19 protein-coding genes are annotated in these 22,201 nt (G+C 59.8%); 6 read left to right on the top strand and 13 right to left on the bottom strand.

The genetic code is table 11. From position 1 onward, the window contains the following. Positions 1-49 precede the first annotated feature (49 nt). From ACR0K1_RS01430 to ACR0K1_RS01400, 7 genes are all read right to left on the bottom strand, one after another. Complete coding sequence (locus ACR0K1_RS01430) at positions 50-1,486, bottom strand: mannose-1-phosphate guanylyltransferase/mannose-6-phosphate isomerase (RefSeq protein ID WP_480848314.1); 1,437 nt, start codon at positions 1,484-1,486, stop codon at positions 50-52. A 73-nt stretch (positions 1,487-1,559) separates the two neighbouring features. Further along, positions 1,560-2,453: a UTP--glucose-1-phosphate uridylyltransferase GalU gene (galU, locus tag ACR0K1_RS01425; RefSeq protein ID WP_480611516.1), complete on the bottom strand. Its 894-nt coding sequence runs from the start codon at positions 2,451-2,453 to the stop codon at positions 1,560-1,562. A 287-nt stretch (positions 2,454-2,740) separates the two neighbouring features. Further along, the gene (locus ACR0K1_RS01420; RefSeq protein WP_480611517.1) at positions 2,741-4,546 is read right to left on the bottom strand and encodes an ABC transporter ATP-binding protein; all 1,806 of its coding nucleotides are present in this window, start codon (positions 4,544-4,546) and stop codon (positions 2,741-2,743) included. A gap of 1 nt (position 4,547) precedes the next feature. Further along, positions 4,548-5,477: an ABC transporter permease subunit gene (locus ACR0K1_RS01415; protein WP_480611518.1), complete on the bottom strand. Its 930-nt coding sequence runs from the start codon at positions 5,475-5,477 to the stop codon at positions 4,548-4,550. Between the two features lie 11 nt (positions 5,478-5,488). Then, on the bottom strand, positions 5,489-6,412 hold the full coding sequence (gene oppB, locus ACR0K1_RS01410; RefSeq protein ID WP_480611519.1) for an oligopeptide ABC transporter permease OppB: 924 nt from the start codon (positions 6,410-6,412) through the stop codon (positions 5,489-5,491). A 68-nt stretch (positions 6,413-6,480) separates the two neighbouring features. Then, positions 6,481-8,109 carry a peptide ABC transporter substrate-binding protein gene (locus ACR0K1_RS01405; RefSeq protein WP_480611520.1) on the bottom strand — a complete coding sequence of 543 codons (1,629 nt, stop codon included), beginning with the start codon at positions 8,107-8,109 and terminating at the stop codon, positions 6,481-6,483. 386 nt (positions 8,110-8,495) lie between these two features. Beyond that, a complete protein-coding gene (locus ACR0K1_RS01400; RefSeq protein ID WP_480848311.1) occupies positions 8,496-9,731 on the bottom strand; it encodes a lytic murein transglycosylase in 1,236 nt (411 codons plus the stop codon). A gap of 193 nt (positions 9,732-9,924) precedes the next feature. Here ACR0K1_RS01400 and ACR0K1_RS01395 point away from each other — a divergent pair, with 193 nt between their 5' ends. Genes ACR0K1_RS01395 through ACR0K1_RS01380 form a run of 4 tightly spaced genes read left to right on the top strand, consistent with a single transcriptional unit; the run spans position 9,925 to position 13,922 of the window. Next, positions 9,925-10,887 carry a cytochrome ubiquinol oxidase subunit II gene (locus ACR0K1_RS01395; protein WP_480611522.1) on the top strand — a complete coding sequence of 321 codons (963 nt, stop codon included), beginning with the start codon at positions 9,925-9,927 and terminating at the stop codon, positions 10,885-10,887. Beyond that, the gene (locus ACR0K1_RS01390) at positions 10,884-12,974 is read left to right on the top strand and encodes a cbb3-type cytochrome c oxidase subunit I (protein WP_480611523.1); all 2,091 of its coding nucleotides are present in this window, start codon (positions 10,884-10,886) and stop codon (positions 12,972-12,974) included. Before ACR0K1_RS01395 ends, ACR0K1_RS01390 begins: the two co-directional genes overlap by 4 nt. Further along, positions 12,971-13,603: a cytochrome c oxidase subunit 3 gene (locus tag ACR0K1_RS01385; RefSeq protein WP_480611524.1), complete on the top strand. Its 633-nt coding sequence runs from the start codon at positions 12,971-12,973 to the stop codon at positions 13,601-13,603. Before ACR0K1_RS01390 ends, ACR0K1_RS01385 begins: the two co-directional genes overlap by 4 nt. Further along, a complete protein-coding gene (locus tag ACR0K1_RS01380) occupies positions 13,596-13,922 on the top strand; it encodes a cytochrome o ubiquinol oxidase subunit IV (RefSeq protein WP_480611525.1) in 327 nt (108 codons plus the stop codon). The genes ACR0K1_RS01385 and ACR0K1_RS01380 overlap by 8 nt, the downstream gene beginning before the upstream one ends. A 15-nt stretch (positions 13,923-13,937) precedes the next feature. Here ACR0K1_RS01380 and ACR0K1_RS01375 read toward each other — a convergent pair whose 3' ends face one another. Both ACR0K1_RS01375 and ACR0K1_RS01370 read right to left on the bottom strand, forming a co-directional pair. Then, the gene (locus tag ACR0K1_RS01375; protein WP_480848307.1) at positions 13,938-14,300 is read right to left on the bottom strand and encodes a fluoride efflux transporter FluC; all 363 of its coding nucleotides are present in this window, start codon (positions 14,298-14,300) and stop codon (positions 13,938-13,940) included. After that, the gene (locus ACR0K1_RS01370) at positions 14,297-14,665 is read right to left on the bottom strand and encodes a fluoride efflux transporter FluC (protein WP_480611527.1); all 369 of its coding nucleotides are present in this window, start codon (positions 14,663-14,665) and stop codon (positions 14,297-14,299) included. The genes ACR0K1_RS01375 and ACR0K1_RS01370 overlap by 4 nt, the downstream gene beginning before the upstream one ends. 227 nt (positions 14,666-14,892) lie before the next feature. Between ACR0K1_RS01370 and ACR0K1_RS01365 the strand changes: the two genes are divergently transcribed. Continuing rightward, complete coding sequence (locus ACR0K1_RS01365) at positions 14,893-16,473, top strand: FMN-binding glutamate synthase family protein (RefSeq protein WP_480848305.1); 1,581 nt, start codon at positions 14,893-14,895, stop codon at positions 16,471-16,473. A 27-nt stretch (positions 16,474-16,500) separates the two neighbouring features. On the opposite strand, the gene ACR0K1_RS01360 is transcribed toward ACR0K1_RS01365, so the two are convergent. From ACR0K1_RS01360 to ACR0K1_RS01345, 4 genes are read right to left on the bottom strand one after another with little or no spacing between them, the layout of a single operon-like run. After that, positions 16,501-17,157 (bottom strand): ABC-type transport auxiliary lipoprotein family protein, encoded by a 657-nt coding sequence (locus tag ACR0K1_RS01360; protein WP_480611529.1) that lies wholly within the window; start codon positions 17,155-17,157, stop codon positions 16,501-16,503. Further along, complete coding sequence (locus ACR0K1_RS01355; RefSeq protein WP_480611530.1) at positions 17,154-18,470, bottom strand: MlaD family protein; 1,317 nt, start codon at positions 18,468-18,470, stop codon at positions 17,154-17,156. Before ACR0K1_RS01355 ends, ACR0K1_RS01360 begins: the two co-directional genes overlap by 4 nt. A 5-nt stretch (positions 18,471-18,475) precedes the next feature. Continuing rightward, positions 18,476-19,291 carry an ABC transporter ATP-binding protein gene (locus tag ACR0K1_RS01350; protein WP_480611531.1) on the bottom strand — a complete coding sequence of 272 codons (816 nt, stop codon included), beginning with the start codon at positions 19,289-19,291 and terminating at the stop codon, positions 18,476-18,478. Position 19,292: 1 nt separating this feature from the next. After that, on the bottom strand, positions 19,293-20,417 hold the full coding sequence (locus ACR0K1_RS01345) for an ABC transporter permease (protein ID WP_480848302.1): 1,125 nt from the start codon (positions 20,415-20,417) through the stop codon (positions 19,293-19,295). Between the two features lie 235 nt (positions 20,418-20,652). Between ACR0K1_RS01345 and ACR0K1_RS01340 the strand changes: the two genes are divergently transcribed. Beyond that, a complete protein-coding gene (locus tag ACR0K1_RS01340; protein ID WP_480611533.1) occupies positions 20,653-22,182 on the top strand; it encodes a sulfatase-like hydrolase/transferase in 1,530 nt (509 codons plus the stop codon). Positions 22,183-22,201: the final 19 nt, after the last annotated feature.

Below are 22,201 nucleotides of genomic sequence, written 5' to 3'. Positions count from 1 at the left end.
AGAATTTGGGTGCAAATCCAAGGCAAAGACCCGCGCGCGGTTCCCTGCCTCAGCTGCGGGCGTAGATGTCTTCGTACCGGATGATGTCGTCTTCGCCCAGATAGGTACCGGTCTGCACTTCGATCAGAACCATGGGAACCTTGCCCGGATTCTCCATCCGGTGAACAGCGCCAAGCGGGATGTAGACCGACTGGTTCTCGGTCACCAGCCGTTCATCATCGTCAATCGTGACCTTGGCCGTGCCTTCTACAACGATCCAGTGTTCCGAGCGGTGATGATGCGATTGCAGGCTCAGCGACGCGCCGGGATGCACGTGTATGCGTTTGACCTGAAACCGGTCCCCGATCACCAGGCTTTCGAACCAACCCCAGGGGCGATGATCCACCGGCAGTTCTTCTGCCTGCTTCGCGCCTTTGGCCTTGAGCGCAGCTACCGCCTGTTTGACGTCCTGCGCCTTGTCCATACTAGCGACCAGCACCGCATCGGGCATGGCGACCGCAATCATGTTCTCGACCCCAAGCGCGACCACCTCTTGCGAAGGCGATTCCGAGCGAACCAGAACGTTGTAGCAATCGATCGTTGTGACCTCACCGGTTGTGGCAACGCCATCTGTATCGGGATGGCTCAGTTCCTGAACTGCGGACCAGCTGCCAACGTCGGACCAACCCGCCGCGTAAGGAACAACGCTGAGGTTGTTGGCCTTTTCCATCACTGCATAGTCGATCGAGATATCTGCAACGCCCGCCCACGCTTCTGGGTCAAGCCGCAAAAATCCCAGATCGGCCCTGGCATCGGCTACGGCCTGTTTCACGGGATCGATGAGGGCAGAGGCGTGTTCTTCAAAGGCTGCGATGATGTCCTGCACACCAAAGAGGAAGATGCCCGAATTCCACAAATAGCTTCCGTCTTCAACCATCATCCCGGCGGTTTCCAGATCGGGTTTTTCGACGAACCTGTCCAACGGCACGGCCGTACCGCTCGCGTCCGGGGCATGGCGCAGTTTGAGATAACCGTATCCCGTTTCGGGCCGGTCAGGTGTGATGCCAAAGGTCACGAGATCACGGCGCGCTTCGATGGCCTCAACACCCGTAGAGACGGCCTGATGAAAGGCGGATTTGTCCGGTACGACGTGATCGGAAGGCGCGACCAGCATCACCGCGTCCGGATCGCTGGTTGCAAGGTGCAACGCTGCGGCCAGCACGGCAGGCGCCGTATTCCGCCCCTCTGGTTCGATCAGGACCGGACCCGGGTCGATGCCAATGGCCGTCAACTGCTCGGGCACCACAAAGCGAAAGGCCTCGTTGGTCAGGATTAGTGGTTTTGCATAGGGTGCGTTGACCGGTCCGCGCATGCGCTCGGCGCAGTCCTGCAACAGGCTCGTCTCGCCCAGCAGAGGCACAAACTGTTTGGGATAACTTTTGCGCGACAGTGGCCACAAACGGGTGCCGGACCCACCGCAAAGAATGACGGGATAGACAGTTTTCATTTTGCACGAACCCCTGCGCTGTTGTTGGCGGGTTTTACCGCTTTAATCGCAGTAAGGTAAACGGACATCCGGTTTATTGCGCCGCCTGTCCTGTCGCAACGATATCGTGCAGAAATTGCCCCAGATCGTCGCGCAGGTCGTCGCGGGCGAGCGCAAAGGCCACGGTCGCCTGCAGAAAGCCCGATTTCGATCCGCAGTCAAAGCGCTGACCGCTGAATTTGTATCCGAAGACCGGCACATCGTTGTCGATGTCCTGTGCAATCGCGTCGGTCAGCTGGATTTCTCCGCCGCTGCCGGCTTTTTTGTCGTTCAGGTTGTCCAGCACCGAAGGGCTGAGGATGTAGCGACCGATCACCGCCAGGTTCGAGGGCGCTTGTTCGGGCTTGGGCTTTTCCACCATTCCGTTGACGCGGACAACCGAACCTACCGCGTCACCGACGTCCAAGACGCCGTAAGAACTGGTTTTCTCGGTGGGCACTTCCATCGCGGCGACCATGTTGCCGCCGGTTTCCTCATAAGCTTCGATCATTTGCTGCAGGCAGGGTTTGTCTGCGGCGATCACGTCATCCGGCAGCATGACCGCAAAGGGTTCGTCCGCGATCAGCCGACGTGCACACCAGACGGCGTGGCCCAGTCCCAGCGCCTTGTGCTGGCGGATGTAAGCGATGGCCCCGCTTTCCATATTGGTTGCGTTGAGCCGTTCCAGCAGTTCGTCCTTGCCCTTGGCCTTCAGTTCCTGTTCCAGCACCAGATTGTGGTCGAAATAGTCTTCGAGGGCGGATTTTCCCCGCGAGGTGACGAAGATGAATTCCTTGATCCCGGCGGCCCGCGCCTCGTCAATGGCATATTGTACCAGCGGGCGGTCCACCAATGTCATGATTTCTTTGGGAACGGATTTCGTTGCCGGAAGGAAACGCGTTCCCAGCCCTGCTACCGGGAAAATCGCTTTGGTGACCTTGCGTGTCATGATGCCTCTCAAACTCAATATTCAACCGGAAGGGCAAACAGCATCCGGGACTTCCTAATAGGCTGCGAAGCCTGGTCAATCAACAAGGCCCGTGAAACCGGGCACCAATCGGTTAAATCGTGCCACCGGAGCGCTTGTGAGTCAAAACCAACAATTAACCTTTGTGGCCTTGAGTTAAATAACGAAGTTCACAGAGTGCAAACTTTAAAGTACATGCGGTGGGTCCTTGCCGATGTCTTTGCGCAGAAAAAGCCCCGAAACCGGCGTTTCGGTTTCGGGGTGTTCCTTCAGGCGGTTCCCATGATCCGTTCCAGCGGATCGTGTTCTGCTACAAAATGGTCGGGCGCGACCTCGGTCAGCTTCGGCACATAGCTTGTTTCGCCAGCCGTCAACCGACTGGGCAGAAAGCGTAAAGCCGCTTTTGGGTCCATGGGTGAGGGTAGTTCGCCCGGCAGTTTCAGGCGCTGTCGGGTGCGCTCGACCTCCGGGTCCGGGATCGGCACGGCGGAAATCAAGGACTGCGTGTAGGGATGGATCGGGTCCGAGCAGATGACCTCGCCATCCCCCAGTTCAACAATACGTCCCAGATACAGAACCATGATCCGGTTCGAGATCGCGCGAACGACTGACAAATCGTGGCTGATGAAGATCATCGACAACCCGAATTCCTGTTGCAGTTCCCGCAACAATTCAACGATCTGAGCCTGAATAGACACGTCGAGGGCGGAAACCGCCTCGTCGCAGATGATCAGCTTGGGTTTGTTGATCATCGCCCGCGCGATGCCGACACGTTGATTCTGCCCGCCGGACAGTTCATGCGGGTAGCGGTTGATCATATTTGCTTTCAGGCCCACCCGTTCCATCATCTCGGCGACCATCTCTTTGCGCTCGCGGTCGGTCAGGTCCGGTCGATAAGTCTTGAGCGGTTCGGCAATCGATGCCGAGATCGTCATGCGCGGATCGAGGCTGGCCAGCGGGTCCTGAAACACGATCTGCAGGTCCTTACGGTACTTGTTCAGCTCGGCCCGTTTCAATCCCACGATGGGATGACCCAGCCAGCTGACATTGCCCGCGCTGGGTTCGATCAGTTGCAGAACCGCCCGCGCCAATGTCGATTTGCCGCAGCCGGATTCCCCGACGATGCCTAAAGTTTCACCCTTGCGGATGTCAAAGCTGACGCCGTCAACGGCCTTTAGCGGCACTTTGTGCCCGAACAGCCCGCCAGAAACATGGATCGGGAAATGCACCTTGACGTCATCGACCTTGAGCAACGGGTCTTCGACCTTGGCCAGCGCCTTGGGGGCGTCGCCCGCGTCGATCCGGGGCATCGCTTCCAGCAAGGTGCGGGTATAGTCGTGCTTTGGCGCGCGGAAAATGTCGCCCGTTTCGCCAGCCTCGACAAATTCGCCCATGCGCATCACCTGAATGCGGTCGCACATCCGCGCGACGACGCCCATATCATGGGTGATCAGGGCAATCGCGGTGCCTTCATCCTTTTGCAGCCGCACCATCAGGTCCAGAATGTCGGCCTGAACGGTCACGTCCAGCGCGGTTGTCGGCTCATCCGCGATCAGCAGCTTGGGGTTGCACAGCATCGACATGGCGATCATCACCCGCTGGCGCATCCCGCCCGACAGCTCGTGCGGATACTGGTCCAGACGGCGTTTCGCTTCGGGGATGCGCACGCGCTCCAGCCATTCCAGGCAACGCGCCTGTGCGGCGGAACCCTGCAGGCCCTCATGCACCTGCAACACTTCGCGCATTTGCTGCCCGACCCGCAGATGCGGGGTCAAGGCGGTTAGCGGGTCCTGAAAGATCATGCCGACATCGGCGCCGCGGATCTGGTTCAGCTTGTTCACCGGCAGGTTCAGAATTTCCTTGCCGTTTAGCATGGCCGACCCCGAGGCCCGACCCGCAGGCGGCAGCAGGCCCATCGCGGCCATGAAAGTCTGGCTTTTGCCCGACCCGCTTTCGCCCACGATGCCTAGGCATTCGCCGGGATTGATGTCGAAACTTGTGCCTTTGACGGCCTCGACAACGCCATCGGGGGTGTCGAAGCGGACGCTCAGGTCTTTTACGGAAAACAGACTCATATCAGCGATCCTTCGGGTCCAGAGCGTCGCGCAGACCATCACCGATGAAGAACATGGTGATGATGATGGCGACATAGAATGTCAGGGGGTACATCAACTGCCACAGGGTGCCGTAACTCATCGTGCCGGCCCCTTCGGCGATCAGGCGCCCCAGCGAGGTGTAGGGTTCCGAAATCCCAAGTCCGAGGAACGAGATGAAGCTTTCCGTCAGGATCATCTCGGGCACCAGCAGCGAGGCGTAGACGATCACCACGCCCAACAGGTTGGGCAGGATGTGGCGGTACATGATGGTGAACTCGCTGACACCGGCGGCGCGGGCGGCCTCGATGAACTCGCGGTTTTTCAGCGTCAGGGTCTGCCCCCGCACGATCCGCGCCATGGTCAGCCAACCCACCGCTCCCAGCGCGATGAACAGCATGAAGAACGACCGCCCCGCTACGACCAGCAGCAGGATGATGACCAGCGTCGCCGGAATCGCCAGCAGGATATCGACGAAACGCATCATCACGCTGTCGGTGCGCCCGCCGATATACCCGGCGGCGATTCCATAGCAGGTGCCCACGATCAGCGCCGTCGCAGCCCCGATCAGACCCACCAGCAGCGAGGTCGTGGTCGCCTGAATGACGCGGCTGTACAGGTCGCGCCCCAGATCATCGACACCGAAATAGTGCCCCGTCTCGACCGATGGCATTCCCATGCCGCGCACGTCACCCATGACGTTCCAGTCGATCTCTTCGTTGTTCCAGACCGCAAAGTAGGGCCCGAGGATCGTGAACAGAACGATCATGCCCAGGATGAAAACACTCGCCATCGCGGCCTTGTTGCGGACAAATCGCATCCGCGCGTCCTGCCACAGCGAACGCCCCTGAATTGCCGTGTAATCGGTGATTTCCTCGGCCAGATGGGCGGCTTTTTGTGATTTTCCAAGCATTTGCCAGCCCCTCAGTAACGGATTTTCGGATCGAACCAGGCATAGGCCAGGTCGGTCAGCAGGTTCACGATGACGGTCAGCGTGCCATAGAGGATCGTGACCCCCAGCAGCACCGCATAATCCCGCGCCAGCGCCGAGTTCACATAGGCCTGACCCAGACCACCTGTCGAAAAGTAGATGTCGACAAACACCGAGCCGGTCAGCACATAGACGAAGACCGGTCCCAGATAGGACACCACAGGCAGCAGCGTCGGTTTCAGAGCATGCCGCCAGATCACGGTTCTGGTCGGCAGGCCCTTGGCCCGCGCAGTGCGGATGAAGTTCGAGTTCAGAACCTCCAGCATCGACGACCGGGTGATCCGCGCAATCGAGCCCATATAGGACGTGGCCAGCGCGATAACCGGCATCACCAGATACTGCCATTGGCCGCCATGCCAGCCTCCGCCCGGCAACCAGCCCAGCCACAGGGTGAAGGTCAGGATCAGGATCGGGCCCATGATGAAGTTCGGCAGCGCCTGCGCGGCAATGCCCAGACCAACAGCGAAATAGTCGATCCAACTGTTGTGCTTGATCGCAGCAGCAATCCCCAGCGCGACACCGATGGCGGTCGCAAACAGAAACGACAGCGAGCCATAGGTCAGCGAGATCGGGAAGCCCTGCGCGATGATATCATTCACGTCCCGGTCCTTGAACTTGAAGGACGGGCCGAAATCGAAATGCACGACGATGTTGTACAGATAGTCCCAAAGCTGCTTCCACAGCGGCTGGTCCAGCCCGTAGCGCGCCTCGATATTGGCCAGAACCTGCGGCGGCAAGGGCCGTTCCGAGGTGAAAGGGCCGCCGGGCGCGACGTGCATCAGGAAGAAACAGGCGACGACCAGCAACAGGATCGTCGGAATGGCGACCATCAGTCGCCGCACACTATAGGCAAGCATTTTTTCTGCCCCCATGTTTTTTGGCCCTGCCCCGGGCGATCCCGGGACAGGGCGCGGTCCAAAGACGATTATTCGGCGAGCTTATAAAGGTTTTTCGAGTACCAGTTCTGCTCGACGTTGTTCACCGGCCAGTTCCCCACATCGCTGTCCATCATGTAGACACCGGCATAGTGGTAGATCGGGATCACAGGGGTTTCCTGCGCGATGATCCGCTCGACCTCGGTGTAAAGCGGTGCCGGATCGTCCGAGGTTTTGGCCTCGGCCAGCAGTTCATCAACGCGGGTGTTGGCGAATTTGCCGTCGTTGTAACCCGAATCCGACTGCAGCAGGTCGAGGAAGGTCGAGGCTTCGTTATAGTCGCCACACCATGCGCCACGGGCCAGATCGAAGTTCTGGTTGCCGCGCTCTTCCAGGAATACTTTCCATTCCATGTTGGCCAGTTCGACCTGAACGCCCAGCTTCTGCTTCCACATCTGGCTCAGCGCCACGGCGACCTTCTTGTGGTCTTCCGAGGTGTTGTACACCATCTCGAAGCTCAGCGGATTGTCGGGGCCGTAGCCTGCTTCGGCCAGCAGTTCCTTGGCCAGCTCGTCCCGCTCGGCTTGGCTCATCGACGCCATCTCGACTGCCGGAACGGTGAAGCCTGCGGTGGCCTCGGGCGCAAAGGTATAGGCTTGCGGCTGGCCACCGGCCATGACCTTTTCGGTGATGATCGCGCGGTCAACAGCCAGCGACAGGGCCTGACGGACGTTGGGGTCTTTAAAGGCTTCGGGGCCACCTTCGGACAGGTTGAACGTGTAATAGTAGTTGCACAGACGCGGGAAGCTGATGGCCTCTTCCGGGTGCTCCTGGCTCAGACGCGGGAACTGACCTGCGGGGATTTCGGTGCGGTCCAGCTCGCCTGCCAGATAGCGGGTCAGGGCGACGTTTTCATCGTTGATGACCAGCGATACGACTTTGTCGATAATGGTGTTGTCGTTGCCCCAGTACATCTCGTTGCGTTCACGCACGGAACGTTCCTGCGGCAGATGCTCGGTCAGAACATATGCACCGTTCGAGACAATGTTTTCAGGCTTGGTCCACGCGTCGCCAAACTCTTCGATCACTTTCTGCGGGGCAGGGAAGGTGGTCGAATGTGTGGTCATCTGCGGGAAATAGGGCAGGGGGGCGCTCAGCCGGACTTCCAGCGTCTTGTCGTCGATGGCCTTGACGCCCAGATCGTCGACCGAGGCTTTGCCCGCGATGATGTCAGCAGCATTTTCGATCGACATCAGCTCCATGAACCACGCATAGGGCGAGGACAGGGCAGGATCGACAGCACGTTTCCACGCGAAAACGAAATCACCGGCGGTTACCGGGTCGCCGTTGGACCACTTGGCATCGTCGCGCAGAGTGAACGTGTAGACGTCCTTGGTGTCATTGACTTCAAAGGCCGTGGCAACACCGGGCACCAGATTGCCGTCTTCGTCCTGGTTCATCAGACCTTCAAACAGGTCACGCACGATCTCGGCGCCGGACACATCCTCGACCACCTGTGGGTCGACCGAGCTGTGCTCGTCCAGGATGCGATAGGTAAAGGTCTGGTCATCGGCCAATGCTTCACCGGTTACGGGATGGGTGCCTGCGGCAAAGGCGGCACCAGTGATCATGGTCGAGGTCATCAGCCCCGCCAACGAGGTTCGGATTGTTCTGTTCATGTGTTTACTCCCATTTATTGGTGTCAGAAGCCGGGCCACGGCTGTGGCGGGGCTCGTCTACCTGTGCGTTTCCGGCATCTGCTTAAGCTTCGCTTTGATCTAGATCGCGGTGGGGTCAGAAAATTCGGCCCTCAGCGGCAGGCAATGTCGGAAATTCAACTGCGAAAGCTTTCTTTCACTGGTGCGGAACGTGCCGCTTTTTGGGCAAAGGTAAAGGGTTTTGGAGTCTTTGTGGGATCAAAGTTTGAATGAAACTTTGGCAGGCAGCGCTTTCGAAATAAAATTCTGAAACGCCTCGCGATCATGACATTTTTGTGAAGGCTGACATATCATGCGGGATGAATGGGTTCAGAAAAGCACCCGTAATCGGCGAATCAGTGGGGGCGTTATGGGGCCAGCCGGGCTTTCATTCCGGCCTCGGGGAAACAGGTGGGTGTCTGGCCCGTCGCCTCCTGCCAGCGTCCGATGGATCGGCGGGTTTTGTACCCCGGCAGCCCATCGACCCCGCCAACATCGTGGCCCTGCCGGACCAGCGCGTCCTGCATCCCGGCAATGTCCGAGCGGTAAAGCCCGCCCACCTTGCCCCAGCGCCCGCTGAAATTGCCGACCCCATATTGGATGCGGTCCCCCACATGGCCGACAAACAGCGCATAAAGGTCGCTCGTGTTGTAATGCTTCAGAACGTAAAAGTTCGGCGTCACGACAAAGGCCGGACCGTTGCGGCCCGCTGGCATCATCAGATAGCCCTCTCCAGCCAATTCATGGGCGGGGAAGGGCTTGCCGGATACGCGGGTGATCCCCATGTCCGCCCAGTCCCGAATGGGCCTGCCCTGATCCGGCCCCTCCAAAGCGCAGGAAACGGCCTTGGGCACAGTCACCTCGAACCCCCAATCGCGGCCCGACACCCAACCATGGCGGGCGAGGTAGTTGCCGATCGAGGCGATGGTATCCTCGGGCGAGCCCCAGATATCCGCCCGCCCATCGCCATTGCCGTCAGCGGCATATGTCAGAAAGCTGGTCGGCATGAATTGCGGCTGCCCCAGCGCACCGGCCCAACTGCTTTTCATCGCCTGCCCGCGCAGATGGCCCGCCTCGGCAATCTGGAGGGCGGCTATCAGTTCAGCCTCGAAATAAGCGGCGCGGGTGCTCATGAAGCCCTTGGTGGCCAGAACCTGAAACGCATCGTGGCGGATCGGAACCTGACCATAGCCGCTTTCCCGACCCCAGATCGCCAGAATGATGCGGGCCGGAACGCCGGTTTTCGCCTCGACCCGCGCCAGCGTTGCCGCGTGCCGTTTGGCCATCTGACGCCCGACCGAAGTGGCCCCCTGCACCGTATTTGCCTTGAAATACCGCCCCGGAGAGCCGAATTCGGCCTGTCGCTGCGTCTTGGGCGTTTTCGGCGCGCTGCCGGGCGGCACAAGATCGGGCAGGTCCCAGTTCAGCGAAACGCCGCCCAAGGCGTCATCCATCGTATCGCGTGAGACACCCTTGGCACGGGCCTGCGGCCAGACCGTATTCTGCAGCCAGGTCTGAAATTGCCGCTCGACGTCGGATCGGTCCTGCGCAAAAGCAGCACCGGTCAGCAAGGTCAGGCCGAGAAGGAAAAAGAGCGCACGCATGTCAAAATGTCTGTCCCGGTCCTGCAAACAAGTCAACTGAAAGCGAAGAGCGCGCGTTATGTGCACGGCGCGGTTAAATTCGCAGTTGAACATCCGCCGCGTCCGGCAATTGCCGGTTACGAAAAATCCTTGAGAAAATTCCTGTATCTGCCGATAGTTGGACGCAACCGGCAGCAGCAGAGGACCGTCAGGCATGGCCAGGATCAGAACGTCCCCAGCGTCAGTTCCGGTGCTGTTGGCCATGGTGGTTCTTCTGGCCTCGGTCCAGGGGGGTGCGGCCAGTGACAGTTTCATGGACCCGCAAGGCCCGATTGCGGCGGTGCAAAAAACCCATCTGCTGCGGGCGACGGCGCTGATCCTGATTGCCGTTGTGCCGGTTCTTGTGCTGGTGCCGCTGATCGCGCTGCGATACCGCCGACGCAAGGGCGGCGGCGCGGCTTATACGCCGAAATGGGATTTCTCGGGCCCGTTGGAATTCGTCATGTGGGGCGTGCCTGTCGTTATCGTCGCCATTCTGTCCTTTTACCTGTGGAAGGCGACGCATCGGCTTGACCCCTACGCCGCGCCTTTTGGCGAGGAACCGGCCCTGCGGGTGCAGGTCGTGGGTCTGGATTGGAAATGGCTGTTTATCTACCCCGATCTGGGCATCGCCAGCGTGGGAGAGCTTGGTATTCCAGTCAAGCAGCAGGTTGCCATGACGCTGACGACGGACACGGTGATGCAATCGTTCATGATCCCGGCGCTGGCGGGGCAGATTTATGCGATGCCGGGGATGACCACTCAACTGCATCTGGTGGCGGATGCGCCCAAAACCATGCAAGGCGAAAACACGCAGTACAATGGCCGGGGCTTCACCAAACAGAAGTTTCTGACGCAGGCCATGCAGCTACAAGATTTCAATGCCTGGGTCGAAAGCGTTCGCACCCACGGCATCCCTCTGACCGATGAGACATACCAAACATTGGCCATGCGCACCGACCGGGATGAGGTACAGGCGGCTCTGGGAACCGAGCTCATGCCGCTTCACGCGCTGTATTTCACGCTGGAAGAGGGTGATTTGTTTCACTCCATCCTGCACCGGTATCACAGCGGCGAACCGCTGCCGCAGGATCAGCAACCCGGAACCACCGCCTATGGGCAGGAGGCAAGCCAATGACATCTGCCGAGTCCGGTTTCTTTGGCCGCCTGACATGGGATGCGTTCCCCGTCGCTGGCCTGATCCAGAACCCCGGCGCGAATGAAATCATCGCCAATGCTGCTGCGGCGATTGTGGTTGTGGGCGTTGTCGCCGTGGTCGGACTGCTGACATGGTTTCGCCTGTGGGGGCCGCTCTGGCGCGACTGGCTGACCAGCGCGGATCACAAGAAGATCGGCATCATGTATATCGTCTTCGCGATTGTGATGCTGGCGCGGGGCGTGCTGGAGGGCGTGGTCATGCGCGCGCAACAGGCCGCAGGGCCGGGGGATGGGTTCCTTGAACCGGAACATTTCGCCGAACTGTTCAGCACGCATGGCACAATCATGGTGTTTTTTGTGGCCGTGCCCTTTGTCTTTGGCGTGGCGAACTACCTTGTCCCTCTGATGATCGGTGCCCGTGATGTGGCATTCCCGGTAATGAACCAGATGAGCCTTGGCCTGACCGTTTCGGCGGGCATGATGCTGATGGTGTCACTTGTCGTGGGTGAGTTCTCGACTGGGGGCTGGACGGCTTATCCGCCCTATACCGGGGCTGCCTTCAATCCGGGTGTGGGACCGGATTACTGGATTTGGGCCATCGTTGTTTCAGGCGTTGGGACGACTCTGACCGGCATCAACTTTGCGGTGACGATCTACAAGCTGCGCGCGCCGGGAATGAAATTTATGCGGCTGCCGATGTATTGCTGGACGATCATCTGCAGCTCGATCCTGATCATCTTTGCGATGCCGCCGCTTGGCGTTGCAGCACTGCTGCTGGCCGCCGACCGCTATCTGGATTTCCACTTCTTCACCAATGACCTTGGCGGCAACATGATGAACTACGCCAACCTGTTCTGGCTGTTCGGCCACCCCGAGGTCTATTTACTGGTCCTGCCCGCCTATGGCATCTATTCCGAGGTCTTTGCGACGTTCTCAGCCAAGCGCCTCTATGGTTACAACTCGCTGGTCATCGCCACCATGTCGATTGCGGTGCTGTCGTTCACCGTCTGGCTGCACCATTTCTTCACCATGGGCCAAAGCGCGTTGATCAATGCGGTGTTCGGCATTGCCACGATGCTGATCGCCATCCCCACCGGCGTGAAGGTCTATGACTGGATGGCGACGCTGTGGCGCGGCCGCATCCGGTTCTCGGTTCCGATGCTTTACGGGCTGTCCTTCCTGATGCTGTTCGTCATCGGCGGGCTCAGCGGCGTGGTGTTGGCCAACCCGACCGTCGACTATCAGGTGCACAACACCCTGTTCCTGGTGGCCCATTTCCACAACGCGCTGCTGCCGGGAGTGCTGTTCGGCCTGCTCGCGGCGTTCAACTATTGGTTCCCCAAAGCGTTCGGCTTCCGTCTGAACGAGTTCTGGGGGCGGGTCTCGGTCTTTTGCTGGACCGTCGGTTTCCTGCTGACCTTCATGCCGCTTTATTTCGTCGGGCTGATGGGCATGCCGCGCCGGTCGTTCAGTTGGGATGACCCGAGTTTTCATCCCTACATGATCACCGCCGTGATCGGCGCGCTGGTTATTACCTGTGGGCTGTTCTCGATCCTGATCCAGCTTTGGGTCAGCATCCGCGACCGCGAGAAAACTCTCGCCCCTGTGGGCGATCCGTGGGACGGGCGGACGCTGGAATGGTCGATCCCGTCGCCACCGCCGCCCTATAACTTTGCGATCATCCCGCAGGTCACCGACCGGGACAATTTTGCCGCCGCCAAGGAACGCGGCACGGCTTATCCGACGCCGGATGCCTATGAGGATATCGAAATGCCCAGAAACACCGGGATCGGGTTCATCCTGTGCGTGCTCAGCGGGGTCTGGATGTTCGCGCTGGTCTGGTGGATCTGGTGGCTGGCCGCCCTGGTGACGATTGCACTGATCCTGGCCGTTATCCTCTGGAGTTTCGACACCAGCACCGAGATCATCATTCCCGCCGAAGAAGTCCGCAAGGACCACGAGGCCTGGCTGGCGCTGGTTCACAGTTCCACGGCGGTGGACCGCGACCATGAGTCCGCTCCCGAAAACCGCGGCCTTGCCCGCCCGGATATGGAGGCCGTGACATGAGGCGCGCACCTAAGCACAGCTATCCGGGCCTCAACCTGGGCGAGGATCACGCCAGCGCCGACAGGGCGTCCGAGGTCGTCACCTTTGGCTTCTGGGTCTTCTTGATGAGCGATCTGGTCTATTTTGGCCTGATGTTCGCCATCTACATCACGATGATCGATGCGCAGGCGGGTGGGCCGGGGCCGCATGAGCTGTTCGATCTGAAAAGCATCTTTGCCCAGACGATGATCCTGCTGACCAGCAGCCTGACCGTCGGGCTCGCCATGCTGGCGCTGAAGTACAACCTGCCTCACGTGCGCATCGTGCTGTGGTTTGGTGTGACGCTGGTTCTGGGGCTCAGCTTTCTGGTGCTGGAAATCCGCGATTTCATGGCCATGGCCGAAAAGGGCGGCATCCCGCAGCGTAGCGGATTCCTTTCCGCGTTTTACGGCCTCGTACCCTTGCACGGCCTGCATGTCGCGGCGGGCTGCTTGTGGCTGATCGTGCTGGGTATCCAGCTAAGGGTCTTTGGCCTGACCGATTTGCTGATGTCCCGCGTGGTCCGGCTGGCGCTGTTCTGGCACTTCCTCGACCTGATCTGGATCGGCATCATCACCATCGTTTATTTCGGAGGGCTCACCTATGGATAAGCGAACCGAAATGCACCGGCGCGAGCGTCGGCGGTATGTCATCGGTTATGGCGGCTCATTGGTTCTGACATTGGCGATGTTCGGGATCGCACACACCTTTGGTATCGAAACGATCGGGGTGTATCTGACCCTCAGCCTGCTGGGGCTTTCGCAACTGATCTTTCAGTTGGTTTACTTCCTGCATATCGACCGCCGCCGCAGCAGCCGCGAAGATCTGGACCTGATCCTGTTTTCGACGCTTGTTCTGCTGATCATCATCCTCGGGACTGTCTGGATCATGGGCAATCTGGCGATCCGGATGCATATGCACGCGATGTAGGGCGGCAGAACGTGGTCAACGCGTCAGGGTCAACCCAAGCCACAGCGCAAACCAGCACAAGGCCAGGCTGATCAGGATATTGCCGGCGGCCAGAACCAACGTGCGTTCCCGGTGCAGTGCCAGCGATTGATAGGCAAAGCTCGAGAATGTGGTGAACCCCCCGCAAAACCCGAAGACCAGTCGTTTTTCTTCTTCGCCCATCTCGACCGGCCCGCCCAGATAGCCGATCCACAGCCCCAGCAGCAGGCTGCCCAGCACGTTCACAATCAGCGTGGAAAAGGGCAGATCGTGGTTGACCTTAAGGGCCAGCCAATGGCGCAGGACCGCGCCCAGACCGCCGCCCAACCCAAACATTGCGTGCAGGTAAAGCTCGGTCATTCTGCGCCCCTTCCGGAATGGAAACGGCGGCCCAGTGCTTCGCCCAGCACCGCTGCGGCAAGGCCAAACACGATCTCGAGCCCGGCCGCGGCTGATGCGGCCCAGACATTGCTTTCCGCCAGCCGTTCCAACTCGGCCACGAACAAGGAAAAGGTGGACAGCCCACCGCAAAACCCCACCGCGCCCAGATGCAGCACATGGGCGTGGACCCGGTGGCGCACGGAATAGAGCCAGCCCAGAATGAAACAGGCCACCACGTTGATGCCGAAGGTTGCCGTCAGGAACGGCAGGCCCGGCAATTCCAGCGAGAATGCCTCGCGCAGCAGTGATCCGATGGCCCCGCCGATGAAAACCGCCAGAAACATCAGGGTTCGGCTTTTAAATGCAGGGTCTGCCAAAGGGGTCGGCCTCGTTACGCGTCTGAAACGGCATACCGGTTGCCATGGGCCGGATCAACAGGGCCAACCCCTTAACAGCGCTTCACAATTACGCCGGTCACCGAAACGCGGCGCACAAAGGCTTGCAATCAAACGGCCAGTTGTTTCACGGTGGGCGTGTCAACACAGGCAGGTGCCACCAAGGGAGAACCGGCATGATTGTTCGCAGGCTCTATTATTTCCTGACTTATGTGTGTTTGCCTCTGGTGGTGGTTTTGGGCGTGTTCTGGCCCCCCGCATGGTGGCTGCTGATCCTTCTGGTGCCTTATGCGGTTGTCGGCCTTTATGACGTGCTGACCACCAAGCACAACGTGCTGAACAACTACCCTGTACTGGGCCATTTCCGGTACATGCTGGAATTCGTCAGCCCGGAAATCCGGCAGTATTTCGTCGAGACCAACGAAAGCGGTCGTCCCTTCAACCGGATTATTCGTGCCCTGGTGTATTCGCGGGCCAAGGGTCAGGTGGATACGCAGGCTTTTGGCACCCAGTACGACATCATGACTGTGGGCTATCACCGGGCCAATCACTCGCTGGCCCCCAAGGAGGTGCCCGAAAGCGAAGAGCGCGTCATGCTGGGCGGCCCGCAATGCGACAAGCCTTATAGCGCGTCGCGACTGAATGTCTCGGCCATGAGCTTCGGGGCGCTCAGCGCCAATGCGATCCGGGCCCTGAACGGTGGGGCCAAGGATGGCGGTTTTGCCCATAACACCGGTGAGGGCGGATTGTCTCCGCACCATCTGGCCGAGGGCGGCGACATCATCTGGCAGATCGGCACCGGCTATTTCGGCTGCCGCACGCCCGAGGGCGGCTTTGACAAGGATGCCTTTGCAGAAAAGGCCAAAAAGGACGTGGTCAAGGCGATTGAGATCAAGCTGTCGCAGGGGGCCAAACCTTCGCACGGAGGTGTTCTGCCCGCGGCGAAGGTCGACAAAGAGATCGCCGAAATCCGTGGCGTGCCTGAACATCAGGATGTCATCTCTCCGCCTATTCATTCGGCCTTTGAAGGGCCGACGGGCCTGATGCATTTTGTGCAGCATCTGCGTGAGATGTCGGGCGGCAAGCCCGTCGGGTTCAAGCTGTGCATCGGCAGACCATCCGAGTTCATGGCGATCTGCAAAGCCATGTTAGAGACGGGAATTCTGCCCGATTTCATCACCATCGACGGGGCCGAAGGCGGCACGGGGGCCGCCCCGGTGGAATTCACCAACCGTCTTGGCATGCCCCTGAACGAGGCGCTGATCTTCGTGAACAACTGCCTGCGCGGGGTCGGGCTGCGCAACAAGATCCGTATCATCTGCTCGGGCAAGGTGGCGACCGGGTACGATATGGTCGAAAAGTTTGCCCTTGGGGCGGATATGTGTAACGCGGCGCGCGCCATGATGTTTGCCGTGGGCTGTATTCAGGCCCTGCATTGCAACACCAATCGCTGCCCGTCCGGCGTTGCGACGCAGGACCCGATCCGGGGGCGGGCGGTGAATATTCCGCAAAAACGCCAGCGCGTGCATCGATTTCATGACGCCACGCTGGAAAGCTTCCGCGAATTGCTGGGCGCAATGGGCAAAGATAAGGTTGCAGACCTGCGACCGGGGGATATCCGCCGCCGCACGGCCGATGAGCAAGAGCGGTCCTATGCCGAGCTTTACACTTTCTTAGAAGACGGCGCTTTGTTGTCCGACACCGTTCCCGACAAATTTGCCGAGGACTGGAAACTTGCCTCGGCAGATCATTTCTGATCCGGCATTCCCGCTTTGAAATACAGACTAGCTGGGCGACGAGCGCGGATTGTTGGCGGCATGGGTATTGATCCTGCGAATGCTCCATTCCACCGCGTCCCGCATCGTTTTGCCAAGGGCGATGTCAAAGGCTTCGACCAGATCGGGCGTCTTGTCGCTGGCCGACACCACAAATTCCTGAAATGAATCGGATGCGATGATCTTGTCTTCGTACTCGTCGATGATCTTGATATTTATGCGCACTTCGACGCGCACGGTTTTGGAATCCGCAGTCTCGCCAACCACGATCCCCTGAAATTCACGCAAATCCGGGACAATCACATAATCGGCACGCAGGCCAACGGTCGAGCGTCCAACGGCGGCGACTTTTCCGGAATTCTCGTAACTTTCAACCAGCAGTGACTGGACGATAAGCGGCGCGCGGTCCACCCATCGGGCCTGTGGCAGATACTGGACCTGCAGCGGCGTGGGCTGAATCGCGATCTGATCGGTGTTGACCGCCGCCGTTGCGGTTGGTTCCTGCACCACGATCTGCTTCCCAACGCGCGGCAGCGAGGATGAGAAGGTGCTTTTGGGCGTCAGCAGGTACAGGTCATTGGGTTTCGAGGCCTGCCTGAGCGTATCCAGCCCGGTGCATCCGCCAAGCGCTGCAAATATCAGGGGTAGAAGTAGCGGCCTGATCATTGACGGAACTCCGATGCTTGGGTGCCCAGAAGGAAGCGTGCCGGGTCACGCTCGACCTTGTCTACAAGGCGATCGAGGCTGATGACAAGCCGTTGAGACTCTTCGATAAAGCGGACGAACTGTGGCAGACCCACGCGCAGGAAGTCCGAAACTTGACGGCGGTTGGATTGCACGATGCCGTCAATGGTGCCCAAAAGCTCGGACGCCGAGTTCGAGGCTTTGAGCACATTGTCGGAAATCGAATCCAGCTTTTCCGTGATGTTCGAAACGGTCTCGGTGACTTGATTGGCGGCGTTGCGAATATCTTCGGCCACCGGGGCGACGTCTTCGTCGATCACCCGGTTGGCCGTGTCGAACGCCCGCTGGGCCGAGGCCAGCGTCGCCTTGGCCGACTCCATCGTGGCCGTGACCGAGCCCAGCGTGGTGTTCGCGTTCAGGACGGTTTCGGTGACCACACCCAGGCTCACGCTGGCTTCGTCCGAAAGGCGGGTCAGCCGTTCCGCCAGTTGCGAGCCCTTTTCGATAAAGGGTCTGACATCTTCGCCGATGACCTGATTTGCCGTGCGCAGCGTTTCCTGCGCCTGATCCAACGCCCCTTTCGCGGACTCGGACGCGGTTTGGACGCTTTTGAGCGTTTCGGTCCCCGTTGCAAGCGTGGTCTCAGCCGTTTCGATCATCGGCTCCAGCCGCTTGGTAAAGTCGCCGATATTCTTGGCGGCGTCACTGATGTTCCCCGACACGGATTCAAAATCCGTCATCGTCTTGTCCAGACGGCTTGTGGCCGAGGCCAGATTGTCCAGAATCTCGGACACGGATTTCCGGTTTTTCTCATCCACGACCGAGTTCAGTTTTTCCAGCAGCGAGACTGCTTCGTCCAGCACCTTGGGCGCGCCTTCGAACAGGGATTGTATCGTGCTGCGTTTGCTCTTGATCACACTGTCCTGCGGTAACCGCTGGGCCGAGGCGGAGCCGCCCGTCAGTTCCACATAGCCCACGCCGGTCACGCCCAGCGATTGCAATTGCGCAATCGTTTCATCCGTGATCGGTATGTCTGCATCCACTTCGATGCGCACCCGCACCTTGGCCGGATCGTCTTCATCCAGATTCAGCGAAATCACCTGTCCGACCGGCAAGCCGTTGAAGCTGACACCACCGGCTGCGGACAGGCCCGAAACATTGTCGAACAGCACGTCGTAATAGGCGTATTGGCGGGTCACTTCGAATTTGACGAGCCACAGGAAAAAGGCGAACACACCCAGAATGCCCGCAAGGGTGAACGCGCCGATCAGAATGTAATTCGCCCGGGTTTCCATTGCCTTTACCTGTCCTGCCCCTTCTCTTGCGCCGCGCGGGCGCGGGGGCCTGTGAAGTATTCCTGGACCCAAGGGTGATCGACCTTGGTCATGTCTTCTATCGGACCTTCAACCAGGACGCGTTTTTCTGCAAGTACCGCAATGCGGTCGCAAATTGCGTAAAGGCTGTCCAGATCATGCGTGACCATGAAAACCGTCAGTCCCAGCGCGCTTTGCAGCTCGCCAATCAACTCGTCATAGGCGGCGGCCCCGATCGGATCCAATCCGGCGGTTGGTTCGTCCAGAAACACGATCTCGGGGTCCAGGGCCAGCGCCCGCGCCAGGGCCGCACGTTTGCGCATACCACCGGATAACTCGGACGGGAATTTACCGCAGCTGAGTTGCGGCAGCCCGACCAGGCTGATTTTCAGCGCCCCCAGCGCCTCCATCAGTTTCTCGCTGATGCCGGTATGTTCGCGCAGCGGGGCCATCACGTTTTGCAGCACGGTCAGCGAGGAGAACAGCGCCCCGTCCTGAAAGGCCACGCCCCAGTGCCGTTCGATTCGCCGCCGATCCGCTTCGGGGCCGTTCAGCACGTCGACGCCCAGAACCTCGATACTGCCTGCGGCGGGTTTGTTGAGCCCTACAATGGTGCGCAGCAGCACCGATTTGCCGGTCCCCGATCCGCCGACAACGCCCAGCACCTCGCCCCGCCAGACATCGAGGTTGAGGTTTTCGTGAACCACCTGCGGCCCGAACTGGTTGCGCAGCCCGCGCACCCTTATCACCGCCTCGCGTTGTGCGCCGGTCTGGGTGGTCTGCTGTTGAACCGTGCCATCCATGTCAGACGCCGATCTCGGAGAAGAAGATCGAGAACAGCGCGTCGATGGCGATTACCATGAAAATGGATTGCACGACCGAGGCGGTGGTTCTCTGCCCCACGCTTTGCGACGACCCTTTGACCTGCATCGCCTGCCAACAGGCAATGACGCCAATGGTCACCGCAAAAAACGGCGCTTTAATCAGGCCGATTGCCAATTGCCAGCCATCGGTGTTTTCGTTCAGCCGGGTAATGAACATGCCGGGGCTGACGCCCAGATCAATCCAGCTCATCAAGGCGCCGCCGAACAGACCCGCGATATCGGCGACAAATCCCAGAATGGGCAGGGTGATCAGCAGGGCAAGCACGCGAGGAATGACCAGCACCTCAATCGGGTCCAGGCCGAGGGTGCGCATTGCGTCGATCTCCTCCTGTACCTTCATCGACCCGATCGAGGCGGTAAAGGCCGAACCGGACCGGCCCGCAACGATGATGGCGGTCAGCAGAATGCCCAATTCACGCAGGATCGAGATCGAGATCAGTTCGACCACAAAAATCTCAGCCCCGAACTGTTTCAGCTGCGTGGCCCCCTGAAAGGCCAGCACGACACCGATCAGAAACCCCATGAGCGAGACGATGGGCAGGGCTTTGAACCCCGTTTCCTCCATATGCGTGACCAGCGCCGCCCGGCGCAGGCGCCAGGGCATCACAAGGGTGCGGGCCAGCCTGTGCAGCGTCAGGCCCAGAAACTCGAGCATGGACAGGGTGTCTTTCCACCCTCCGGCCGTTTTTTCGCCGACCTGTTCAACCCAGTCGGTGAAACTGCGCGGCGGGGCGAGTGTGCCGGCATCGTCGGGGATGTTCTGCGAGACGGTATCGATCAGCGCCGCATGGGCTGGCTGAACGCCCTGAAACTGTAACTGCGCCCCCTGCGCCGTAAACCGCCGGGCCAGATCCGCGACCAGCCAGGCCCCGCCTGTGTCCAGCGCTTCGACCTTCGTCAAATCCAGCGTGACCTGACCCTTGTCCGGACGAACGGCAGCAAAGGCGGCCTCGACCGATGCCAGGGATCGTGTCAGCATTTCGCCGGCAATCTGCACATTTGTGCCGTTGGCGGTTGGCTCGGATGTGATTGTCGGTGCCGTCATGTGGACATGTGAATTGAAACACGGTTTCGCTGCAACGGGTTTATGTGACCCAACCGGGAATTGACCAGACAAGATTGCGTCTGGGCGACAGTCCTTTGGGGGGCGGGCACATGCGCCATATCGGGCGTAAGAAACTTTAAACTAATGAATTATGGCCCGACTATTCTGTTGCGCGGGCGCGGGAACCGCTCCAAAGTCCGCGTCGAAATACGGGTGCGGAATCGAGGATTGTGGCATGCGTCGGGCCGGAAATGTTCTGTTCATCATCATCGACCAATTGCGGGCCGACTGCCTGAGCGGTGCCTTGGCTGACCATGTGGAATTGCCCAATCTGCGGGCGTTCATGGACGAGGCCGTCACCTTCACCCGCCATTTCTCGGTCACGAACCCCTGCGGCCCGTCGCGCGCGTCGATACTGACCGGGCAATATGCGATGAACCACCGGTCCGTGCGCAACGGCACGCCGCTGCGCCACGATACCCCGAACATCGCCACCGAGATGCGCAGGGCCGGGTATTTCCCGATGTTGTTCGGCTATACCGATACCTCGGCCGATCCGCGTGTACATGACCCGAATGACCCCGTGCTCAGGTCCTATGAACAGCCGATGGCCGGCTTTTTGGAAGTCCTCGAAATGCGGCTCGAGGAATCTTATCCCTGGCGGGCCTATCTGATGGACAAGGGATACAGTTTCGACACCTATTGGGACCTGTACAAACCGGTGTCGCCAATAGGTGGTGCGCCCAAGCTGAACGACCCCGCGCTGTACAAGGCCGAACACAGCGACACCGCCTTTCTGACCGACGCGTTTCTGCGTGACATTGCGCCGCGCCGGGGGCAGGACTGGTTCGCGCATCTTACTTACATTCGCCCGCATCCGCCGTTGGTCGCGCCCGCGCCTTACAATGACATGTATGACCCGGCGCAAGTGCCGCTGCCTGCGCAGCTTGGCGAGGAAGACGAACGGAATCTGCATCCGTTTTTTGGACCCGCGCTTGACAGTTCCACCGCCCGGGATTTCGTGCACGGGTTTGATGAAGTCGCACCGACCGATGACAACCTGCGCACCTTGCGGGCCGTTTATCTGGGTCTGGCGACCGAGGTCGACCACCACATTGGCCGGGTGATCCGGTACCTCAAAGACAGCGGCCAATATGACGACACGCTGCTGGTGATCACGGCGGATCACGGGGAAATGCTGGGGGATCGCCATAGCTGGGGCAAGATGACGGTCTTTGACGCGGCCTATCACACGTCCTTGATGATCCGCATGCCGGGCAATCAGGCACAGGCCGGGGCCTCGGTCACGGTGCCCACGGAATCGATCGACATAACGCCCACCATTCTGGACTGGGTGGACCAGCCGGTGCCCAATTCGATGGACGGGCGGTCCTTGTTGCCATTGCTGCAGGGAGGCATACCCGAAGACTGGCGCAGCTATTCCTTCAGCGAACTGGATTTTGCCAAACCTGAAAAGCCGACGCTGTGGCAGCAACGGCTGGGCACCGGGAATAGTGACTCATGCCTTGGCATATTGCGGGACGACCGCTTCACCCTGATTGAGTTTGCAGCCGATTTGCCGCCGATCCTGTTCGACCATCAGGGCAAGGGAGAGTTCGAAAATGTGGCGCGCAGGCCTGAGTTTGCCGCAGACCTTGCGCGGTTGGGGCGGCAGATGCTGCGGCACCGGATGCGGAACATGGATCACACGCTGTCGCTGCACGCGATCACTGCGCAAGGCGCGACTTCCAAACCCAGATACTAGGTGCAGCGCGGGGCAAACA

The organism is Ruegeria sp. F5 (genome assembly GCF_056533845.1).
The sequence above is the reverse complement of the archived record's forward strand: the minus strand, read 5'-3'. Positions and strand labels throughout refer to the sequence as shown.

Excerpts from the sequence above, each read along its gene's own strand:
- ACR0K1_RS01415 (WP_480611518.1), bottom strand. The coding sequence starts at position 5,477 with ATGCTTGGAAAATCACAAAAAGCCGCCCATCTGGCCGAGGAAATCACC.
- ACR0K1_RS01385 (WP_480611524.1), top strand. The coding sequence starts at position 12,971 with ATGAGGCGCGCACCTAAGCACAGCTATCCGGGCCTCAACCTGGGCGAG.
- galU (WP_480611516.1), bottom strand. The coding sequence starts at position 2,453 with ATGACACGCAAGGTCACCAAAGCGATTTTCCCGGTAGCAGGGCTGGGA.
- oppB (WP_480611519.1), bottom strand. The coding sequence starts at position 6,412 with ATGCTTGCCTATAGTGTGCGGCGACTGATGGTCGCCATTCCGACGATC.
- ACR0K1_RS01340 (WP_480611533.1), top strand. The coding sequence starts at position 20,653 with ATGCGTCGGGCCGGAAATGTTCTGTTCATCATCATCGACCAATTGCGG.
- ACR0K1_RS01365 (WP_480848305.1), top strand. The coding sequence starts at position 14,893 with ATGATTGTTCGCAGGCTCTATTATTTCCTGACTTATGTGTGTTTGCCT.
- ACR0K1_RS01405 (WP_480611520.1), bottom strand. The coding sequence starts at position 8,109 with ATGAACAGAACAATCCGAACCTCGTTGGCGGGGCTGATGACCTCGACC.
- ACR0K1_RS01360 (WP_480611529.1), bottom strand. The coding sequence starts at position 17,157 with ATGATCAGGCCGCTACTTCTACCCCTGATATTTGCAGCGCTTGGCGGA.
- ACR0K1_RS01390 (WP_480611523.1), top strand. The coding sequence starts at position 10,884 with ATGACATCTGCCGAGTCCGGTTTCTTTGGCCGCCTGACATGGGATGCG.
- ACR0K1_RS01380 (WP_480611525.1), top strand. The coding sequence starts at position 13,596 with ATGGATAAGCGAACCGAAATGCACCGGCGCGAGCGTCGGCGGTATGTC.
- ACR0K1_RS01400 (WP_480848311.1), bottom strand. The coding sequence starts at position 9,731 with ATGCGTGCGCTCTTTTTCCTTCTCGGCCTGACCTTGCTGACCGGTGCT.
- ACR0K1_RS01345 (WP_480848302.1), bottom strand. The coding sequence starts at position 20,417 with ATGACGGCACCGACAATCACATCCGAGCCAACCGCCAACGGCACAAAT.
- ACR0K1_RS01375 (WP_480848307.1), bottom strand. The coding sequence starts at position 14,300 with ATGACCGAGCTTTACCTGCACGCAATGTTTGGGTTGGGCGGCGGTCTG.
- ACR0K1_RS01430 (WP_480848314.1), bottom strand. The coding sequence starts at position 1,486 with ATGAAAACTGTCTATCCCGTCATTCTTTGCGGTGGGTCCGGCACCCGT.
- ACR0K1_RS01370 (WP_480611527.1), bottom strand. The coding sequence starts at position 14,665 with ATGTTTCTGGCGGTTTTCATCGGCGGGGCCATCGGATCACTGCTGCGC.
- ACR0K1_RS01420 (WP_480611517.1), bottom strand. The coding sequence starts at position 4,546 with ATGAGTCTGTTTTCCGTAAAAGACCTGAGCGTCCGCTTCGACACCCCC.
- ACR0K1_RS01350 (WP_480611531.1), bottom strand. The coding sequence starts at position 19,291 with ATGGATGGCACGGTTCAACAGCAGACCACCCAGACCGGCGCACAACGC.
- ACR0K1_RS01355 (WP_480611530.1), bottom strand. The coding sequence starts at position 18,470 with ATGGAAACCCGGGCGAATTACATTCTGATCGGCGCGTTCACCCTTGCG.
- ACR0K1_RS01395 (WP_480611522.1), top strand. The coding sequence starts at position 9,925 with ATGGCCAGGATCAGAACGTCCCCAGCGTCAGTTCCGGTGCTGTTGGCC.